At 41.2% G+C, this 19,924-nt stretch carries 15 protein-coding genes; 10 read left to right on the forward strand and 5 right to left on the reverse strand.

Going from position 1 to position 19,924, the window contains the following annotated elements:
* Positions 1-16 precede the first annotated feature (16 nt).
* From UMU13_RS03600 to UMU13_RS03620, 5 genes are all read left to right on the forward strand, one after another.
* Entirely contained in the window at positions 17-1,399 is a 1,383-nt protein-coding gene (locus UMU13_RS03600) for an NAD-dependent succinate-semialdehyde dehydrogenase (RefSeq protein WP_328217206.1), read from the forward strand.
* Positions 1,400-1,990: 591 nt separating this feature from the next.
* Positions 1,991-3,850, forward strand: a complete 1,860-nt coding sequence (locus UMU13_RS03605) for an AMP-dependent synthetase/ligase (RefSeq protein WP_328217207.1) — start codon at positions 1,991-1,993, stop codon at positions 3,848-3,850.
* Entirely contained in the window at positions 3,847-6,234 is a 2,388-nt protein-coding gene (locus UMU13_RS03610; RefSeq protein ID WP_328217208.1) for a 3-hydroxyacyl-CoA dehydrogenase/enoyl-CoA hydratase family protein, read from the forward strand. Before UMU13_RS03605 ends, UMU13_RS03610 begins: the two co-directional genes overlap by 4 nt.
* Positions 6,235-6,250: 16 nt before the next feature.
* Entirely contained in the window at positions 6,251-7,429 is a 1,179-nt protein-coding gene (locus UMU13_RS03615; RefSeq protein WP_328217209.1) for a thiolase family protein, read from the forward strand.
* Between the two features lie 172 nt (positions 7,430-7,601).
* A complete protein-coding gene (locus UMU13_RS03620; RefSeq protein ID WP_328217210.1) occupies positions 7,602-9,377 on the forward strand; it encodes an acyl-CoA dehydrogenase family protein in 1,776 nt (591 codons plus the stop codon).
* A 28-nt stretch (positions 9,378-9,405) separates the two neighbouring features.
* On the opposite strand, the gene UMU13_RS03625 is transcribed toward UMU13_RS03620, so the two are convergent.
* On the reverse strand, positions 9,406-9,798 hold the full coding sequence (locus UMU13_RS03625) for an acyl-CoA thioesterase (protein ID WP_328217212.1): 393 nt from the start codon (positions 9,796-9,798) through the stop codon (positions 9,406-9,408).
* 18 nt (positions 9,799-9,816) lie between these two features.
* Positions 9,817-10,383, reverse strand: coding sequence for a chalcone isomerase family protein (locus UMU13_RS03630; RefSeq protein WP_328217213.1), 567 nt, complete (start codon positions 10,381-10,383; stop codon positions 9,817-9,819).
* Between the two features lie 391 nt (positions 10,384-10,774).
* On the opposite strand from UMU13_RS03630, the gene UMU13_RS03635 reads away from it, so the two are divergent.
* From UMU13_RS03635 to UMU13_RS03655, 5 genes are read left to right on the forward strand one after another with little or no spacing between them, the layout of a single operon-like run.
* Positions 10,775-11,551 (forward strand): enoyl-CoA hydratase/isomerase family protein, encoded by a 777-nt coding sequence (locus tag UMU13_RS03635; RefSeq protein ID WP_328217214.1) that lies wholly within the window; start codon positions 10,775-10,777, stop codon positions 11,549-11,551.
* A gap of 9 nt (positions 11,552-11,560) precedes the next feature.
* Positions 11,561-12,700, forward strand: a complete 1,140-nt coding sequence (locus UMU13_RS03640) for an acyl-CoA dehydrogenase family protein (protein ID WP_328217216.1) — start codon at positions 11,561-11,563, stop codon at positions 12,698-12,700.
* A gap of 20 nt (positions 12,701-12,720) precedes the next feature.
* Positions 12,721-14,718 carry a heterodisulfide reductase-related iron-sulfur binding cluster gene (locus UMU13_RS03645; protein WP_328217218.1) on the forward strand — a complete coding sequence of 666 codons (1,998 nt, stop codon included), beginning with the start codon at positions 12,721-12,723 and terminating at the stop codon, positions 14,716-14,718.
* On the forward strand, positions 14,718-15,482 hold the full coding sequence (locus UMU13_RS03650; RefSeq protein WP_328217220.1) for an electron transfer flavoprotein subunit beta/FixA family protein: 765 nt from the start codon (positions 14,718-14,720) through the stop codon (positions 15,480-15,482). Before UMU13_RS03645 ends, UMU13_RS03650 begins: the two co-directional genes overlap by 1 nt.
* A gap of 9 nt (positions 15,483-15,491) precedes the next feature.
* Complete coding sequence (locus UMU13_RS03655; RefSeq protein WP_328217221.1) at positions 15,492-16,409, forward strand: electron transfer flavoprotein subunit alpha/FixB family protein; 918 nt, start codon at positions 15,492-15,494, stop codon at positions 16,407-16,409.
* A gap of 226 nt (positions 16,410-16,635) precedes the next feature.
* On the opposite strand, the gene UMU13_RS03660 is transcribed toward UMU13_RS03655, so the two are convergent.
* The 3 genes from UMU13_RS03660 to UMU13_RS03670 all read right to left on the reverse strand — a co-directional run bounded on the left by UMU13_RS03660 (position 16,636) and on the right by UMU13_RS03670 (position 19,835).
* A complete protein-coding gene (locus UMU13_RS03660; protein WP_328217222.1) occupies positions 16,636-17,493 on the reverse strand; it encodes an NAD(P)-dependent oxidoreductase in 858 nt (285 codons plus the stop codon).
* Entirely contained in the window at positions 17,493-18,299 is an 807-nt protein-coding gene (locus UMU13_RS03665; protein ID WP_328217223.1) for a FapA family protein, read from the reverse strand. Before UMU13_RS03665 ends, UMU13_RS03660 begins: the two co-directional genes overlap by 1 nt.
* A gap of 153 nt (positions 18,300-18,452) precedes the next feature.
* Complete coding sequence (locus UMU13_RS03670) at positions 18,453-19,835, reverse strand: cryptochrome/photolyase family protein (RefSeq protein ID WP_328217224.1); 1,383 nt, start codon at positions 19,833-19,835, stop codon at positions 18,453-18,455.
* Positions 19,836-19,924: the final 89 nt, after the last annotated feature.

Here is a 19,924-nt window from a genome sequence, read left to right on the forward strand (position 1 = left end):
TAATCAGGAGGTATTTATGGCGAAGACAAAACTGGTTGCAACTAATCCGGCCACTGAAGAGGTAGTTTATGAAAAGCCTCTGGATTCTCAGGAAGATATCGAAGCTAAACTGGAGCTGTCAGAAAAAACGTATTATGATTTCTGGAAAAAAACCAGTTTTGAAGAAAGAGCGGGGTATCTGAGAAAAGTTGCAAAAGTTATGAGGGATAATCTTGATGACTACGCCATGCCTATGGTGGAAGAAATGGGCAAACCTATAAAAGAGGCGAGAGGTGAGGTACAGAAAGCAGCGTGGTGTGCGGAGCACTATGCAGATCATGCAGAAGAATATTTAAAGAAAGAGTATATTGAATCCGACGCCACCAAGAGTTATGTGCAGTATCTTCCTTTGGGGCCCGTGCTGGGAGTTTTGCCCTGGAATGCACCTTTCTGGCTGGCGGCAAGGTTTTATGCGCCGGCGCTTATGGCCGGAAATACCTGCCTGATGAAACATGACTCCCATGTTCCAAAATGTGCTGAATATATAACAAAGGCGTTTGTTGATGCCGGAGTTCCCGAAGGTGTTTTTCAGAATCTGGTTATAACTTCAGCAAGTATAGAATGGGTAATACGTCATGATGCTGTACGCGCAGTTTCCGTTACCGGTTCTGATTTTGCAGGTTCCAAAATTGCATCTATCGCCGGCTCAGAAATTAAGCCTTCCGTTATGGAGCTGGGTGGCTCTGACCCAAGTGTTGTATTAAGTGATGCCAACCTTGAAGAGGCAGCCGATACTATATGTTTAATGAGGCTGATTAATGCAGGTCAGTCATGTATTGCCGCTAAGAGGATTATTGTGGAAGAGCCTGTATATGATAAAATGATTGACCTTATGAAAGAGCGATTTGAGAAATATAAAGTGGGAGATCCGAGAAATGAATCCACAGATGTCGGACCCATTGCCAGAAAAGATTTAAGGGATGATCTGCACCGTCAGGTACAGGCTTCTGTAAAAGAAGGAGCCAGACTTGTTTTGGGAGGAGAAATTCCTGAAGGTAAAGGTTTCTATTATCCTGTTACAATGCTGGCCGATGTTAAGCCTGAAATGACGGCAAGCTGTGAGGAGACATTCGGACCGATTGCAGCTGTTATGAAAGCGAAAGATGCTGATGAAGCTTTAAAGCTGGCTAATGCCACGCAATACGGGCTGGCTGCCAGTATATGGACAGGTGCATCCAGAGGTGCAGAAATGGCATCTGAAATCGAGAGCGGTCAGGTTGCTGTAAACGGCATTGTAAAGACAGACCCGAGACTGCCCAGCGGCGGTGTTAAAAGATCGGGTTTCGGCAGAGAATTAGGTCCCCACGGAATCAAAATGTTTGTAAACACTCAGCAGGTATGGATAGGACCTAAAAAATAATAATTTTAGTCTGAAAAATATTGTTAGTTCTCCGGAGACCTCCTATTATGGAGGTCTTTTTTTTATATAAACTAATGTGACTTAAACAGATTGCAGATCTTTGAGAAATGTGTATTTTCATTTTTTGAAAGCCGAAAGCTATCGGTGAAACAGTGAGGTAGAGAGATAAAGGGTAGTAATTTGTTGTCCAAAATCGAGTTTTGAACATAAATTTGAACTACCACAGCGAGACCTTTGAATAAGTACCCCACCCAACCTCCCCTAATTTAGGGGAAGAGCTTTATCTCCACTCCTATCATAGAGTTAGAAGGGGATTAAGGGGTGGTAAAATTTATAAGAATACATTATTCAAAGGTTTTACAGCTCATATGATATCCAAAACCTCTCTTCCTATCTCCCTAACTCACCACCTCACGTATTACTCTTCACGGTATTTCTTGCTGGTTTCCTGAATTATTCAAATCTTTCATTCTCTCACATAAGAAAAGAATATTATGTCTAATAATATAAAAATATTTTAAAATATTGACAACTTAGTTTTCAGGTGTTATCAATAGTAAAAATGAATATTCGTTCACCAGGATGATAACGATGTATGAATTGAGATTTAAGTCTATCCCTGAAATGTTGAGAGAAAACGCGAAGGTCTATGATAAAAAGATTGCCATTACGTACAAAAAGGCAGGACAGTATATCAGTCTAAGCTATTCCCATTTTTATGAACGTGTCCTTATGTGCGCAAGAGGGCTGTTGAAGCTGGGAATCGGCAAAGGTGAGAAAGTGGCAATTTTGTCCGAAAATCGTGCGGGATGGGTTATAGCTGATTTGGGTATTCTGTCTGTGGGAGCCATTACCGTCCCTGTTTATGCAACCAATACAGCTGATCAGGCGGCATATGTTATTAATCACAGCGGAGCTAAAATAGTGTTTGTATCTAACAAAATACAATATGATAAGCTGCTCTCCGTCAGAGAAAAAATTCCCCATGTGGAAACGGTGATTTCTTTTGAGCGTTTTCTCGGTGACAAACTTTTGCCTGTTTATACGCTGTTTCAGCTTTCGGAAATATCGATGCCCATTACGGAAAAAGAAAAAGCTGAAATAGAATCCAGGATAGATGAAGTGGATAAGGACGACATACTTACCATAATATACACATCAGGCACCACCGGTACTCCCAAAGGGGTAATGCTTACACATGAAAATATTGTTTACGACTCCGAATATGGTATTAAAAAGGTTAAATCCCTGACTAATGAAGAAACTCTGCTGAGTTTTCTGCCTCTCAGTCATGCGCTTGAGCGTACAGTGGGGTATTATATAACATTGATGAACGGCTGTGAACTTGCTTTTGCCGAAAGCATAGAGAAAGTTCCCGAAAATATGACCGAGATTCGCCCCACAGTAATGATCAGCGTTCCGAGACTTTTTGAAAAGATATATTCCAGGATATTTGACAATATTCACCAAATGTCTGTGATAAAAAGCAAGCTTGTTCACCGGGCACTTGATGTGGGAAAAGAATATGTCAGAAGAAAATACATCACAAAGGATCTGCCCGAATCACTAAAGGTTAAATACAGGTTTTATGACAAACTTGTTTTCAGAAAAATAAGGCAGCGGTTCGGCGGGAGGATGAAATTTTTTGTTTCAGGCGGAGCACCGCTTGACAAGACTATTAATGAGTTTTTCTGGGTGATAGGGATTCCGATACTGGAAGGATACGGACTAACGGAAACAAGTCCGGCTATAAGCATTAACACCCTTGATGACGTTAAATTTGGCTCCGTTGGTACTGCTTTCGAGTATACGGAGTTTAAAGTGGCACAAGACGGTGAGTTAATGGTGAAAAGTCCCGCCGTGATGAAGGGATATTTTCGCGATGATGAAAAGACAAAAGAGATGTTTACCGAAGACGGCTGGTTAAAAACCGGCGATGTTGCTGAAATTGATGAGGACGGATTTATTTTTATAAAGGATAGAAAAAAAGAGATAATCGTTACCGCCGGGGGCAAAAATATTGCGCCGCAGCCCATAGAAAATGAAATGAAACTGGATAAATATATTTCCCAGGTTTATGTACACGGTGACAATAAGCCTTATCTGACTGCTTTAATTGTGCCCAACTTCGAAAGATTGTTCGAGTTTGCCCGTGAAAACAAACTGAAATTTTTTGATGTGGGAGATCTGGTTAAAAACGAGAAAGTGACCGAGCTTTTCAGAAGCAGGATAGAAGAGATTAATTCAAACCTTCCAAAATATGAGACTATTAAAAAGTTTAGTATTGTGCCGAGAGATTTTTCGATTGCAGGCGGCGAACTGACACCTACATTGAAACTTAAAAGGCGTATAATTTACGATAAATACAGAGAAATGATAGAAAGCATGTATCTGGAAAACGGCTACCAGCCCGAGGGATATAAAAATGAGAAAACGGAGGAGAAACAATGAGACAGATTAATAAAGCGGCCGTTCTGGGCTCCGGCGTGATGGGCTCTACAATAGCGGCTCATTTGGCAAATGCCGGTATTGAGGTGTTGGTACTGGATATTGTTCCGAAAGAGCTTACCGATGAGGAGAAAGCAAAAGGGTTGACGCTTAACGATCCAGAAGTTCGCAACCGAATTGCTAACAATAATATAGCCGGTCTTAAAAAGATGAAACCGGCACCGTTTTATCTGCCGGATAATATAAAACTTATAGAAACGGGTAACTTTGAGGACGACATACATAAAATATCCGAAGCTGACTGGATAATCGAGGTTGTTGTTGAGAACATGAAAATAAAGCACGATGTTTTGAAAAATAAAATTATCCCAAATTATAAAGATGGTGCAATTCTTTCCACAAATACCAGCGGTTTGTCGGTTAATGACATGGCGGAGGTTTTGCCGGAAGATATCAGGAAAAATTTTCTTGTCACCCATTTTTTTAACCCACCCAGGTATATGCGTCTTCTGGAGCTGGTTCCGTGTAAATATACGGATAAGAGTGTTGTGGATTTTATGGAAAAATTCATCAGCAAAAGACTGGGCAAGGGAATAGTCTTTGCAAAGGACACACCGAACTTTGTGGGCAACAGAATTGGTGTCTATCTTATTTTCAGTGCTATTAAACATTTGCAGGAAATGAATATGACCGTGGAGGAGGCGGATGCCGCAGCCGGCCAGGCTATAGGGCTTCCAAAAACTGCTGTTTTCAGGCTTGCCGATTTGGTGGGTGTCGACACCATCGGACATATCGGAAAGAACTCCTATGGGCTGTTAAAAAATGATGAGGAGCGTGAAATTTACAGATTGCCCGATTTTCTGGAAGGAATGATTGAAAAGGGGCTGCACGGTAATAAGACGAAAAAAGGGTTTTACAAAAAGGAGAAAATAGAAGGTAAAAGCGTAATTTATTATTACGATTATAATTCGGGAGAATATAAAGAGCCGGCAAAGCCGAAGTTTAATTCTGTTCAGACGGTAAAACAGCTGGATGACCCGAGAGAAAGGGTAAAAAGGATGGTTGCTTTTGACGATAAAGGCGCTGAATTTGCCTGGCGCGTTTTAAGAGACGGCCTGCTGTATGCTTTTAAACGTATACCGGAAATTGCTGATGATATTGTCAATGTGGATAATGCAATGAGATGGGGTTTTAACTGGGAGCTGGGTCCTTTTGAGATAATGGATGCTATCGGCGTAAAGAAATTTGTAAAGAAAGCAAAAAATGACGGTGTGGAAGTTCCGGACGAACTGGAACAAATAGAGTCTTTTTATAAACTGGAGAACGGTGTTAAATATTACTATGATTTAACATCCGGCGAATACAAAGAGGTTCCTGTAAAATATGATAAAATCGACTTTGAAATTCTGAAATCGAAAAATAGGGTTGTGGAATCAAACGCCGGCGCCTCAATTCTGGATATAGGAGACGGGGTGTTCTGCCTGGAATTTCATTCGAAAATGAATGCAATCAGCGGCGATATTATGAGTATGACGCCAAAAGCCATTGCCCGTGCAGAGAATGAAGGGGCGGGGCTGGTTATAGGTAATCAGGGTAAAGCTTTTTCTGCCGGAGCAAACCTTATGCTTCTGGCTGTTGCTGCAGCAGAGGGGGCATTTGACGATATCAATATGATGGTTAAGCAGTTTCAGAAGGCCACAATGTCTATAAAATACTCAAAGGTTCCTGTGGTGGCGGCACCTTTTAATCTTGCTCTAGGCGGCGGATGTGAATATTCGCTGCATTCGGATGCAAGGGTTGCCCATGCTGAGACTTATATGGGACTTGTGGAAGCCGGTGTGGGACTACTTCCTGCCGGAGGCGGTACTAAGGAGCTTGCTATTAAGGCAATTGATAAAGCGGCAAAATTTGAAACGGATGTTTCTCCGTTTATCTTTAAATATTTCAAACAGATAGGTATGGCTCAGCACTCAATGGGTGCGTGGGAGCTGTTTAATATGGATTATATGGGTGAAGGAGATGCCGTCTGTATGGATATAGACAGACTTATTTATGATGCGAAAACTAAGGTGCTTGATTTGGCCAGAAATTATGTGCCCGGCAGACCGAGGACTGGTTTGAAGGCTCCGGGAAGAAGTGTTGCAGCCAGTATAAAAGTTCAGCTTTGGAATATGATGCAGGGCGGCTTTATTACTGAGTATGAAAAATACATCGGTGAAATGATAGCTGATGTCATCACAGGCGGCGATGTGAATGCCGGAACACTTATTACTGAGGATTATCTGCTGGATCTTGAAAGGGAAAAATTTCTCAAGCTGTGTGGTCAGAAAAAGACACTGGAGCGAATCCAGCATATGCTGAAGAAAGGGAAACCGTTAAGAAATTAATATTTCGGAGGATATAATGAGAAGGGCATATATTTTAGGAGCTTACAGAACAGCCGGGTGCAAGGCTAAGAAAGGCGGTTTTAAGGATACCCGGCCGGATGATCTGGCGGCTGCTGTCATTAAAGGACTTATGGAAAAAACAGGTGTTTCAAAGGAGAATGTGGAAGATGTGATAATGGGTTGTGCATTTCCCGAGGCCGAACAGGGGCTTAATGTTGCAAGAATTGCACTTTTGAAGGCCGGTCTGGGATATGAAGTCCCCGGTCAGACGGTGAACAGATACTGCTCATCAGGTCTGCAGACCATCTCCATAGCTGCAGAAAGGATTATGTCCGGATTTGCAGACTGTATTATAGCCGGTGGAGTTGAGTCAATGACAATGATTCCTTTCGGCGGTACAAAGTTTTCCGCCAATCCGGGACTGGTGAGTGAATGGCCTGAAGTATATTCGGCCATGGGGATAACGGCTGAGTTTGTTGCCGATAAGTATGGAATAAGCAGGGAAAAACAGGATGAATTTGCCTGCATGAGCCATGAAAAGGCTGCCAAAGCTGCAAATGAAGGCAGATTTGCCGATGAGATTATCCCCGTGGATGTGGAAAAAACAGAGCTTGTGAACGGCAAAGCTAAAAAAGAGAAATTCACTGTTGATGCGGATGACGGCATAAGAGCCGATACCACTGTAGAGGGGCTTGCCAAGCTTAAGCCGGTCTTCAAAGCGGACGGTACAGTGACGGCAGGGAATGCCTCGCAGGTGACTGACGGAGCAGCAGCAGCAGTTGTGGTTTCAGAAGATTTTCTGAAAAAACTCGGCAAAGATCCGATAGCTTCATTTCTGGGATTTTCAGTCAAGGGTGTACCGCCTGAAATTATGGGTATCGGCCCTGTTAAGGCGATTCCCGATGTATTGGAAAAAACCGGTCTGAAACAAAACGATATAAGATTGATCGAGCTGAATGAGGCTTTTGCAGCACAGTCACTCGCTGTAATTAACGAGCTGGGGCTGGATGAATCCATGCTGAATGTGAACGGAGGAGCAATAGCTCTGGGGCATCCTTTGGGATGTACGGGAGCAAAGCTGACAGCCACTCTTCTGCATGAAATGATAAGGCGTAAGGAGAAATACGGCATGGTTACTATGTGTATAGGTGAAGGAATGGGCGCTGCCGGTATTTTTGAGAATATGAAAATTTAGTGCTAAGTGCTAAGTGGTAAGTGAGGAGATAGTGAAATAGTGAGGTAGGGCAGTAGTATTATGGGTATTATGGGCAGTATGGGTGGGATAGGTGATTGGTTGCGGATTTACTCGAAATTAATAAAGAACAATAATTTTGGAATTAATGAAAAACGTTAAGCAGAGGTGGAGAATGAGTGAAAAATTACTGAAGGGCGGAGAATATTTGATTAAAAAAACAGATGCGGATGATGTTTTTACTCCGGAAGATTTTAACGATGAACAGAAGCAGATTGCCGAAACCACCGAGCAGTTTGTAATGAACGAGATCGTTCCGCATATTGAGGAAATAGACAATCAAAACTTTGATATTGTAATTGAGGGGATGAAAAAATGCGGAGAACTGGGACTTCTTATGATAGATGCTCCGGAGGAGTACGGCGGGCTTGAGCTTGATAAGGCTACAAGTATGCTGGTGGCTGAGAAACTGGCACCGGGAGGCTCTTTTCTTGTGGCGTATGCAGCCCATACGGGTATCGGTATGCTGCCGCTAATATATTACGGGACAAAGGAGCAGAAAGAGAAATATCTGGAAAAACTGATGACAGGTGAAATGCTTGCTGCATACTGTCTTACTGAGCCAGGTTCGGGAAGTGATGCTTTGGGTGCCAAAGCAAGTTCTGTATTATCTGATGACGGCAAGTATTATCTGCTAAACGGAACCAAACAGTGGATTACTAATGCAGGATTTGCCGATCTTTTCACCGTATTTGCAAAGGTGGACAAGGAGCATTTTACAGCTTTTCTCGTGGAAAGGGATTTTGAAGGTATCTCCTTTGGTGCCGAAGAGAAAAAGATGGGGATAAAAGGCTCATCCACCCGTCAGGTTAATTTTGATAACGCTAAAGTGCCGGTGGAAAATGTTTTGGGAGAAATAGGCAAAGGGCATAAAATTGCATTTAATGTGCTGAATGTGGGACGTTTTAAGCTGGCTGCGGCTACAACAGGCGCATGTAAGGATGCTTTGGGCGAAGCCGTTAGATATGCCAATGAAAGAAAACAGTTCGGTACGGAAATCAGCAATTTTGGGGCTATAAAAGAAAAACTTGCCAGAATGACTGCCGAAACGTTTGCTTCCGAATCGCTGGTTTACAGGCTTGCGGGACTGTTAGATGACAGGCTTGCCCATATTGATAAAGATGTGGAAAATTATTACGAGGAATATCAGAAGGCAATTGAAGAATATGCCGTTGAATGCGGGATTTCAAAAGTTTTCTGCAGTGAAGTTCTGGCTTATGTTGTGGATGAAACCGTTCAGATTTTCGGCGGTTACGGTTATTCTCAGGAATATCCGGCAGAAAGGTTTTATCGGGATGAAAGGATAAACAGGATTTTTGAAGGGACAAACGAAATCAACAGACTGCTTACACCCGGTATTCTTCTTAAAAAAACTATGAAAGGTGAACTTCCTTTACAAAAAGAAGCAATGAAAGCCATGGAATCGCTTATGACGCCATCTTTTGATGAGCCGGAAGAAGGTTTGTTTGCAAAAGAGCTCAAAATTTTGGAAGATCTGAAAACGGTATTTTTGGTAACTGCAGGAGCAGCTGTACAGAAACATATGGAAAAGATGAAAAATGAGCAGGAGATTCTCATGGCGCTGGCTGATGTGGCAATAGGAATATTTGCCATTGAAAGTACAGTACTCAGGGCGCTTAAAATTTATGATAAATCCAATGAAAAGAAGAAAAAACTCCTTGAAGCGGCAGTGAATGTTTTTCTTTTTAACGAAGTTGAGGACATTACAAGGGCGGCTAAGAAAGCTGCATATTTTGTTGAAGAGGGAGACAATCTTACAATGTTATTAAGCGGTATCAGGAGGTTTACAAAATACGATGCTGCCGGACTTCTGGAAAACCAGAGACTTCTTGCAGATGCAGTTATAGATGCGGAAAAATATATTTTTTAAAAAACGGGGGAATTCCCCCGTTTTTGGTTTAGTCGAATAGATATTCCTCCAGTCCACCGGGTACTTTAACGGGTTTCCCTGAATTTTTGTCAAGACAAACCATTGTTGTTGATGCAGTGGCAAACGTTACAGATTTGCCGTTGTTGATTTCATATTCTATTACAAAACTGGTTTTTCCTTTGGAAGTAATACCGAATTCCACGAAGACGCGATCTTTCAAAGTTATAGGTTTTAGATAGCTGCATTCGGCTTTTACTACGATCAGTAGAATTCCCTTTTCCATCAAGTTATTAAATGTGCTTAAAAAGGTATTTGTTCTGGCCGTTTCAAGATAAGTGAAAAAAGTGGCATTGTTTACATGACCGTAGGCATCCAAATCTGCAAACCGAACCTTTATTTCTTCCTTGAATCTGTATTTCATATAAACTCCTTATGCAGATTATCCGCCAAGCATATCACTTTTGAGACTGCCGTCAGCCGGTTCTTTTCCCAGGTAGATTTTATAAACAGCTTTTCCGATACTCCCGCCATTTATGGTATTTAAAGTTTTTTCTTTGTAGAAAACAGTTACGGTATCTTCATTTTTAATGAAAAGGGTTATAATATCTCCCTCAACTACATTGAAATTAAAAGTACTTATAAAATTATTAACATAATCAGTGTTTAATAGTTCCGGCGAATTTTTCTCAATTCCTTCCCTGAAAGCACCCTTGATTTTTTCTGCCTCCACTTCACTGTATACAAATTCCATTTTAATTGCACCGGGATACCCGCTTTTGAAAATAACCTCTTCGTCTTTAATACTCTGAGTGTCAGACAATATTTTATCTGTGAGGTACAGTGAGCCTCTGTATACCTTTATAAAAAATTTTGAACGGTAACCCGAACCGTTGAGAAGTAGTGTGTTGTTGTCAAGGACAATAGTTTTGGCAGGTTCAGCTTTTGCGAAAGCAGAAAATAAAACGATTGATAAAATTATAACCGGGAGAAGCATGATTTTTCTCATAACGGACTCCTTGTGAATTAAAATTCTTATATTTGAAAACAACGTTTTATATACCACATTTCAGAGATTTTGTCCAGAATAATATGTTCTGTGTGAGATAGTGAAGCGGCGAAGGAGGGAAAGAGTGAGGTGAAGAGGGAGTAAGACAGGAAAGTGGTTGCAAAAGTTGAGGTTAAGGACATTGGCCAGGTTGAGATTGTTGATAAAGTTGAGTGTGCGTATTATACCTCAACAACACATAACTTACTACGTATTACTTTTAACGGTTTTTTGTATGTGAATAATTATTCAATTAAAATGATATAGTGTTATAATAAATATTGACAAAGAAAGTATGATTGCTATATAGTATAATTAATAGTCCGTATTAACATTAAATAAAGGGGGAATTATGAGCGAGTATCTTAAAACAGAAAAGAAAAACAATATCCTTTACATAACCATCGACAGGCAAAAGCAGCTTAATGCAATCAACCGCAGCATTATGGATGAGTTGACGGAAATTGTGGGCGGTGTGAAAGATTCAGATGTAAAGGCCGTGGTTTTGACGGGCGCCGGCGAAAAGGCTTTTGTAGCAGGCGGTGATATTAATGAGATGAAGGATAAATGTGCGTCAGAGGCAAAAGAATTTGCTGAAAACAGTCATAAGCTGATACGGGCTTTCAGAGAGTGCCCTTTGCCTGTAATAGCAGCTGTAAACGGCTATGCTCTTGGCGGAGGGTTTGAGATTGCTCTTGCCTGTGATTTCATTTACGCATCGAAAAATGCCTTGTTCGGCTTTCCGGAGGTTAAACTGGGGATAATCCCCGGTTTCGGCGGCACCCAGCTGCTTTCAAGAGTAGCAGGCCCTAATGTGGCAAAGGAACTGATTTTCAGCGGCAGGTTTATAAAAGCCGAAGAAGCGGCTGCACTGGGGATCGTTAATAAGGTAACCGAGCCGGAGGAACTTATTGCGGAAACGGAAAAATATATCAAGGAAGTAGCCGGACGGGGACCGATGGCAGTAGGTCTTGCAAAGCAGACTATAGATAAGGGCTTTAATCTGAGTCTTGAGGAAGCTTTAACAATTGAAGCATCGGCATTTTCTATACTTTTTTCCACAAAAGATCAGAAAGAGGGGATGAAGGCTTTTTTTGAAAAGAGAGAACCAGAATTTAAAGGGGAGTAGGTGAATATTATGGATTTTAATCTGAGTGAAGATCATAAAATATTAAAAGACTCGGTGGCGGATTTCGTAAAAAAAGAGCTGGCGCCGGCAGCGGCTGAAATAGATTCAATGCATGAAATTCCCGGGAGCATTGTTAAACAGATTTCCGAGCTGGGATTTCTGGGTTCGTATATTCCGGAAGATTACGGCGGAGCTGGTCTGGATTATATGTCGTACATACTTCTCATTGAAGAAATTTCCAAAGCCTGTGCGTCCACCGGTGTTCTGATTTCAGCGCATACTTCTCTGTGCTGTGACCCCGTTTTACAGTTCGGCAGCGAAGAGCAGAAAAAGAAATATCTTCCCGTTTTGTGCTCAGGTGAAAAAATAGGCTGTATTATGCTGACGGAGCCGGAAGCCGGCAGTGATGTTGCGAATATTTCCACTAAATATGAAGACGCAGGGGAACACTTCGTTGTAAACGGAAATAAGATTTTCATCACAAACGGCGGCTTCAGAGGTTACGGCATTCTTTTTGCCACAATGGATAAGCAATTAAAACACAAAGGCTTATCGGCCTTTATTCTGGATCTGAAAACAGATGGTGTTGAGATTCTGCGTAATGAAGAAAAGATGGGTATCAAGGGCAGCTATACAACGGCTGTAAATCTGAATAATGTAAAAATACCGAAAGAAAATCTTCTCGGCAGCGAAGGTGACGGTTTTAAAATTGCAATGGAAACGTTGAACGGCGGGAGAATAGGTATAGCCGCCCAGGCGCTGGGAATAGCTGAAGGGGCATTTGAAAAGGCAAAAAATTACGCAATGGAAAGAAAGCAGTTCGGCAAACCTATAGGCTCTTTTCAGGCGATACAGTTCAAACTGGCTGACATGATAACAAGAATAGAGGCTGCAAAGCTTATCACTTATAAAGCAGCCTGGCTTAAGGATATGAAAAAAACAAATGCTATAGAATCGGCGATGTCAAAACTGTATGCTTCCGAAGCTGCAAGCTATGTTGCGGCTGAGGCGGTGCAGATACACGGCGGTTACGGTTATATAACGGAATATGAAGTGGAAAGGATGATGAGGGATGCAAAAATTACGGAGATTTATGAAGGAACAAATGAGGTGCAGCGTATCACAATAGCCAAAATGCTGATGAAATAGCGGGAAAGCCGGAGGGGTTAATGGAATTTACAAGAGAGATATACTGGAATGTCGGGCACGGTGTTCTTATTCCGATGTATTTGCTTGCATTTATTGCTTTAGGCATAATGGTCTTCGGTTTTTATAAAAGATATCTTGTTTACAAGATGGGCGGTTCTGAAAATCGTCTGGATTTACTTTTTGATAGAATTTTTTATATGCTCAGAAATGTTTTCAGCCAACAGAAGGTCATAAGAGAGAAAATTCCGGGTATCTTTCACGGTATCTTTTTCTGGGGTTTTTTGTTACTTTTTATCGGTACCCTTTTGGTTTTGATTCAGGCTGATTTTACCAATCCGCTGTTCGGCATTAAATTTTTAACGGGTATTTTTTATCTCGTTTTCTCCCTTGTGCTTGATCTAGCAGGGTTGGCTGCAATTGTAATGTTGTCGGCTCTTTTGATAAGACGGTTTTTCATAAAACCGAAAGGGCTGGAAACTATCAGAGACGATTATATTATTCACGGGATTCTGCTTGTTATATTAATTACGGGTTATGTTATTGAAGGGCTGCGAATGTCTGTTACCGAGCTGGGAAGCGGCAGTATCCTGCCTTATTTTTCTCCGGTGGGTTTGTTTGTTGCCAATATTTTTGCAGGTTTCGATGCCGGAAGCCTGCAGGGTGCTCACAAGTTTATCTGGTGGTTTCATTTTCTGCTTGCAATGACTTTTATAGGTATGATTCCGTTTACCAAGCTCAGACATATTTTCACTACGTCAGCCAATCTGTTGTTCAAAGACAACAGAGTAAAAGGATTTATCAACACACCTGACCTTGAAGACGAGCAAGCCGAGCAGTTCGGGTGTGAAAAACTGAACGATTTTACATGGAAGGACATTTTTGACGGAGATGCCTGTACCAAGTGCAAGAGATGTCAGGATAGGTGCCCGGCTTATGCTACAGACAAACCTTTATCACCTATGAAAGTTATTCAGCAGTTTCAGGAGGCTGCATTTTACGAAAACACTGAAAATATGGTGGACTTTGTAACGCCTGATGTTTTGTGGTCGTGTACCACCTGCAGAGCCTGTCAGGAAACGTGTCCGGCGGATATTGAGCATGTAAACAAAATACTTGAAATGCGAAGAAATATGGTTCTTATGAAAGGTGAATTTCCCGGTGACGAAGTTATTACGGCAACAGACAGTCTGGAAGTGAACGGAAACCCGCTCGGTTTTGGATTTGCCAAACGGGGGGATTGGGCAGACGGCCTTGATGTAAGCCTGGTGAGTAAGCAGGCAGATGTGGATATTTTGTATTTTCCGGGCTGCTTTGCCTCTTTCGATAAAAGAAATATCAATGTTGCAAAGAATTTCGTCAGTATTTGCAATGAGCTGGGCGTGAGAGTGGGTATTCTGGGCAAAGAAGAAAAATGCTGCGGAGAGCCTGCAAGAAAACTGGGTAATGAATATCTTTATCAGATGATGGCGATGGAAAATATAGAAAAATTTTCAGAGTATAATGTTAAAAGGATTGTTACAACCTGCCCTCACTGCTTCAACACTCTTTCCAAAGATTACAGGCAATTGGGGCTGGATGGCTCAATTCAGGTGGAGCATTATACGACATTCTTACATAAAATGTTTGAAGAAAAAGGTTTCAATTTAGAATCTGAAGACTTTGAGTGCACTTATCATGATTCATGCTATATGGCACGCTATAACGACATTCTGGATGAGCCCAGATTTTTAATAACATCAGCGGGCGGCAGGATTAATGAGATGGATAAAAACCGCTATGAGAGTTTTTGCTGCGGTGGTGGCGGCGGTAGGATACTGGTTGATGAAAAAATCGGTACAAAAGTGAATGCCGCCAGGGCAAAAATGGCTGCTGATACAGGTAGCGGAATGCTGATTTCGAACTGTCCCTTCTGTCTCAGTATGTTTGAGGACGGTATTAAAACCGCGGAAGTGGAGGATAAGATAAAAGTCAGAGATATATCTGAAATATTAGTTGACAGGATAAAAAGGAGGAGCTGATGAAAATTCTTGTTTGTGTGAAGCAGGTTCCGGATATGGAATCAAAATTCAAGCTTGATAAGAACAATAAATGGTTTTCGGAGGAAGACCTTGCTTTCAGAATGAATGAATACGATGAATATGCCGTAGAGCAGGCTGTGCAGCTGAAAGAGCAAACCGGTGATGCTGAAGTGGTTGTCGTATCTCTCGGTCCTGAGAGAGCCAAAGAGGCTGTTAAAAAGGCATTGGCCATGGGTTGTGACAGGGCCGTACACATTAAGGATGGCGATTATTATAAAAAAGATTCTTATTCGGTGGCAAAAAATATTTATGAATATGTGAAGGATGAAAATTTTGACATTGCTTTTACAGGTCTGCAGTCTCAGGACAGGGGTTCTGCGCAGGTTGGAGTTCTTCTGGCCGAGTTTCTGGACTATCCGTGTATTACAACCATTATAGAATTTGAGTATAAAGACAGTGAGATTCAGGTAAAAAGGGAGCTTGAAGGCGGTGAAAAGGCGGTAGTCAAAGTGAAGCCCCCTGTTGTTCTGACATGCCAGCTGGGACTTAATACCCCCAGGTATCCCACTCTGCCCAATATTATGAAGGCGAAGAAAAAAGAGATAAAAGCGGTTGAGCCGCTTGATACTGAAAATCTGCTTACATTTACTGATATAGATTATCCTGAAAAGAAAGGTGCCGCAGAAATTCTTGAGGGTGATGTGAATGAACTTGTGGAAAAAACCCTGGATATCCTAAAACAAAAAACATCTGTTTTGAAATAGGAGGAAAAAATGAAATTACTTTTGGTAGCAGAATATAAAAGCAAAAAATTTCTGGAATCAAATTATGAGCTAATTGCTTTTGCTGATAAATTAAAAGCGGATTATGTTATGTTTGGTGTGGGGGATGAGACGGATTTGCCGAAATGTGAAGGAAAGATTTATCTGGCCGATAGTGAAAAGGCAGGTGAATACAATCCTTCTCTGCATAAAAAACTGATTGCAGAAGTTATGGAAAAAGAGAAGGCAGATTTTATCGTTCTGCCACACACTTCATACGGCTGGGATCTTGCTCCGCGTTTGTCTGCTGAACTGGCTTTTCCACAGGTTACTGAAGTTGTGGATGTAGATGACGATAATTTTATACTGCCCGCCTGTAATGGTAAGCTCTGGAGAAAGGTTTCCACAGGCGGAAAAGGTATTATTACAATACAGGGTGGAGCTTTTAATCCTGAGAATGATTACGAAGGAACTCCGGAAGTTATAAATCTTGAAGTGCCTTCTGTAGAGTCGAAAATTCAATTTGAAGGCTATGAAAAGGCAGAAGCCGTTGGTGTAGATCTGACGAAGGCGGAAATAATCGTGAGTGCAGGCCGTGGTGTGGGCAAAAAAGAAAATGTTGAAAATGTCAGAAAACTTGCTGAAGCCCTTGGTGGTGAGCTTGGGGCAAGCAGACCGGTTGTGGATTCTGAATGGGTTGAGCACAGCCATCAGGTGGGGACAACTGGTCAGACAGTTGCGCCGAAACTTTATGTGGCCTGTGGTATATCCGGAGCAATACAGCATCTGGCAGGAATGAAAAAATCAGACTTTATTCTGGCTGTAAATACGGACAAAGACGCCCCTATTGCGGAAGTTGCCGATGTGCTTGTTGTTGCTGATGTCAACCAGTTTGCCCCGGCACTGGCTGAGAAAATAAGTTCTAAATAATAAGCATAATTGCATATATGCTTATTATATTATATTAAAAAAAAGAGACCTCTCGACTCCTCCGCCTGGTATTTGTTGGACAGAGGCGGATTCGCTCGAGGTGACAGTATATTGTGTCCTCCTGAGCGGAGTCGAAGGATCTACGATTTTATGCCGACAATTACGTGAAGTAGTAATCTTTGTCTCAACATTGAACCTTGAACGTTGAACTCGCCCATCACGGCTTTTACTTGTTGTTTATTAAATCGTAAATTGCTGCAAAATCGTCATTAAAATTACCTTTAGCTCCGGTCATTGTATACATCTGTTTTAATAGTCCGCCTATAAGTGCTGGCTGCTGAAAGCTATAGGCCAATTCTTCCATGTATTCGAGATCTTTCACAAGAGCCCTTGTTGAAAAGTGCGGACTGAAATCCCCGCTTAGCAGCTTCGCCTTTTTTGCATTAAGAATCTTTGATTCACCTGCGCCTGCAGCCAGCAGATCTAAAGCCTCATCTTTGCTGAAACCCGCTTTTTCTGCCATGGAGACCGCTTCCGACAGGGTCGCCATAAACGATGCCAGCACCATGTTATTTATCAGTTTTATCTTTGTTGCCTTTCCAGTTTCGGGAAAGTGAAAAATTTTGCCTCCCAGGGAATCGAAAACCACACGCGCCTGTTCGTAAGCTTTAATGTCGCCGCTCACCACAATCATCAGCATGCCCTTCTCTGCAGGGATAACACTGCCTATAACAGGTGCTTCAAGGTAATTACCGCCGGCGTTTTTTACCAGCCTGTGAAAATTTGGTACGCTGTCAAAGTGGTTTGTTGTTGTATCGATAATTATTTTATTCTTAAGATTACCTTCCAGAAGTCCGTTATTTGCACCAATAATATCGTTAACAGCCTTACTGTCATATACATTTATGATTATTTGTTTTACATCTTTTTCAGCAAGTTCTGCAGGTGAGTTAACATATTTGAAACCTGATTTTTCAGCTTTTTCTAATGTTCTGTTATAAACGATTAATTCATGCCCCTGCTCATCCAGCCTCTTCGCCATTGCACTGCCGAGTTTTCCCAATCCTATTAAACCTATTTTCATCAGCTGCCTCCTTCTAAGTTTTTCCTAATGATTTCTTCATCTTTTAACGTAAAGTGAGAAGATGTGACGTCATTTTCAAGGTCAAGTTTTGAGGCTTTCATAATTAATTTTGTTCCAGCTTCTGCCGATTCTTTTATAGTTATCCCGAAAACGGCCTTTTCCCTGGCTAATTCTGCGTTTTCTGAAATGTTAACGCTGATTTTTGTTATCATATCATTTATTGAATCATATTTTCGCTGCAGCTGTTCTTTCTTTTCGGCATTATCGATTTTAACAAGATATCTTTTGATGTTATCCAGTCTCGAAAGCAGCGTTTTCTTTTCTTTGAATAAAGAGGCAACTTTTTCGTCGATAATAACTGATCGTCCGGATTCAAGAACCGTGGGCTTGTTTTTGCTTACGGTTTTCCTTGCACATATGGATTTTAAGGAAGATATTTCTGAGGAAGTTATACATGAGTTTACAAATATATCATCATTGGAGATGACCCTTGAGTTTTCAACAATGTTGATTACTGCGCCTTTTTCTGCAACTACGGTGGATCCTGAAACTTTCTCTGCAGAAAACCTGCCGTTTGAATATATAACGGATTCATTGTTTTTGTAAGAAGCCACTTCGTTTCGTATTTTGATATCACCGCCGGCTATCAGCTGCACGCCGAATGCATTATCAGCCGTTATACTGCCCGCAGCTTCCACTGTAGCTCCTTTTAGAACATCGGCGTCAATTTGAATATCTCCGTCGTGTTTTAGATGGGTATCCGGGTTTTCAACATTTTTTTCGATTTTTAATAGTTCTTTTTTCATAGTAAGTTACCTCATATGATAAATACTTTGTTGTTTCAAACCTTTGTTTATAAAAGGTTTTACATATTTTTTACATAAATTCCACATGCTTTTTTTCAGTATCACTTGCTTTAAGAGATGAGTGATTAAAATTTCATCAATTATGCCTTTTTGTCAATTTTTAAAGTGTTTTCTAAAAAGCTCTATACTTTTGCTTGTTTCGTGTTTATGCTTGCACACAGGACGCGGATAATTTTTAACATGAGTTTTGAAAAGATAGTCTTCTCTGTGTATCCCGCCGGCTTTAATACTTTGTAATTCCGGAACCCACATTTTTATAAATTCAGCGTCTTTGTCAAACTTTTCTGCCTGCCTGTAAGGATTAAACACTCTGAAATAGGGTTGTGCATCACAGCCTGTGCCTGCTGCCCACTGCCATGATCCTATATTGGAGGAGGCCTCGTAATCGAATAGCTTTTGTTTAAAATATTCTTCCCCCCACCGCCAGTCTGTATGAAGATCCTTTGTGAGGAATGATGCAACAACCATTCTCAATCTGTTATGCATATATCCAGTCTTATTCAGCTGTCTCATTGCTGCGTCCACTATCGGCACACCGGTTGTCCCGCTTTTCCAGTGTTCAAAAAGTTTTAAATCATTTTCCCAGGGAATATTGACATCTTTGAAATTATTAAACTCGCTGTGGGGGAAATTGTATAATACGGAATTGAAGAACTCTCTCCACAAAAGTTGTTTCATAAATGTTTCTGTTTGAAAACCATCCTCTTTAAGCGCTTTAACAAATCTTACCAGCTCTCTGATGGAAATTGTACCGAATCTCAAATGAACTCCCATGTGAGAAGTTTCATCCAGAGCAGGGTATTCCCTGTTTGACTCGTAATTGTTTATCAGGTTTTTCAATCTTTCACATAAATATTCGGGACTTTTATCCGCAGCAAAATTATCAACATAATTTTCCACAAAGCCTATGCTTTCAATGCTTATCGGCTTCTTAACTATTTCACTGTTTTCAATGATATAAATGTTATCGTAGTTAAAGCCTGCAATTTTCGAATAATTAAATGGGAATTCAATAAGAGTGCTCTCATCCAGTTGATTTTTCGCGGTCCTGTAAAAAGGTGTGAACACTTTATAGGGAGTTCCGTCGTTTTTCCTGACTTCTGAAGGATGAAAAAGGAAATTGTCCCGGACTACTGTAGTATCGATGATTTCAGAAATCTGCCTGTCCCTTTCAATGGATCTTTTGGTATAATCCTGGGAAAAAATGACCTTGTTGTAGCCTTCCTTTTTCAGATATCTGAAAATTTCGTCAGCACAGCCGTAAAATATTGCCAAATTCATTCCATTTTTTATTAAATCATTTTTCAGCTTCTTTACTTGATTGAAAATAAAAGTGATGCGTGGATCGCTTGCTTTGAAATCTCCGAGGATATCTTTGTCAAATATGAAAATGGGGAGGCAGATTTCACTGGGTGCTGCCAAAATGGGGTTGTCTTTTATTCTAAGGTCTCTTCTGAACCAGAAAACTGTTTTCATTAGCACCTCTGATAAATTCCGGAGCGTTGCCGACCGGGTGTAGATTAGAGAGCTTTGAACAAGTACCCCGTCTTTCCACCTGCCAAAGA

Source organism: Flexistipes sp. (genome assembly GCF_036172515.1).
Classification (GTDB): domain Bacteria; phylum Chrysiogenota; class Deferribacteres; order Deferribacterales; family Flexistipitaceae; genus Flexistipes.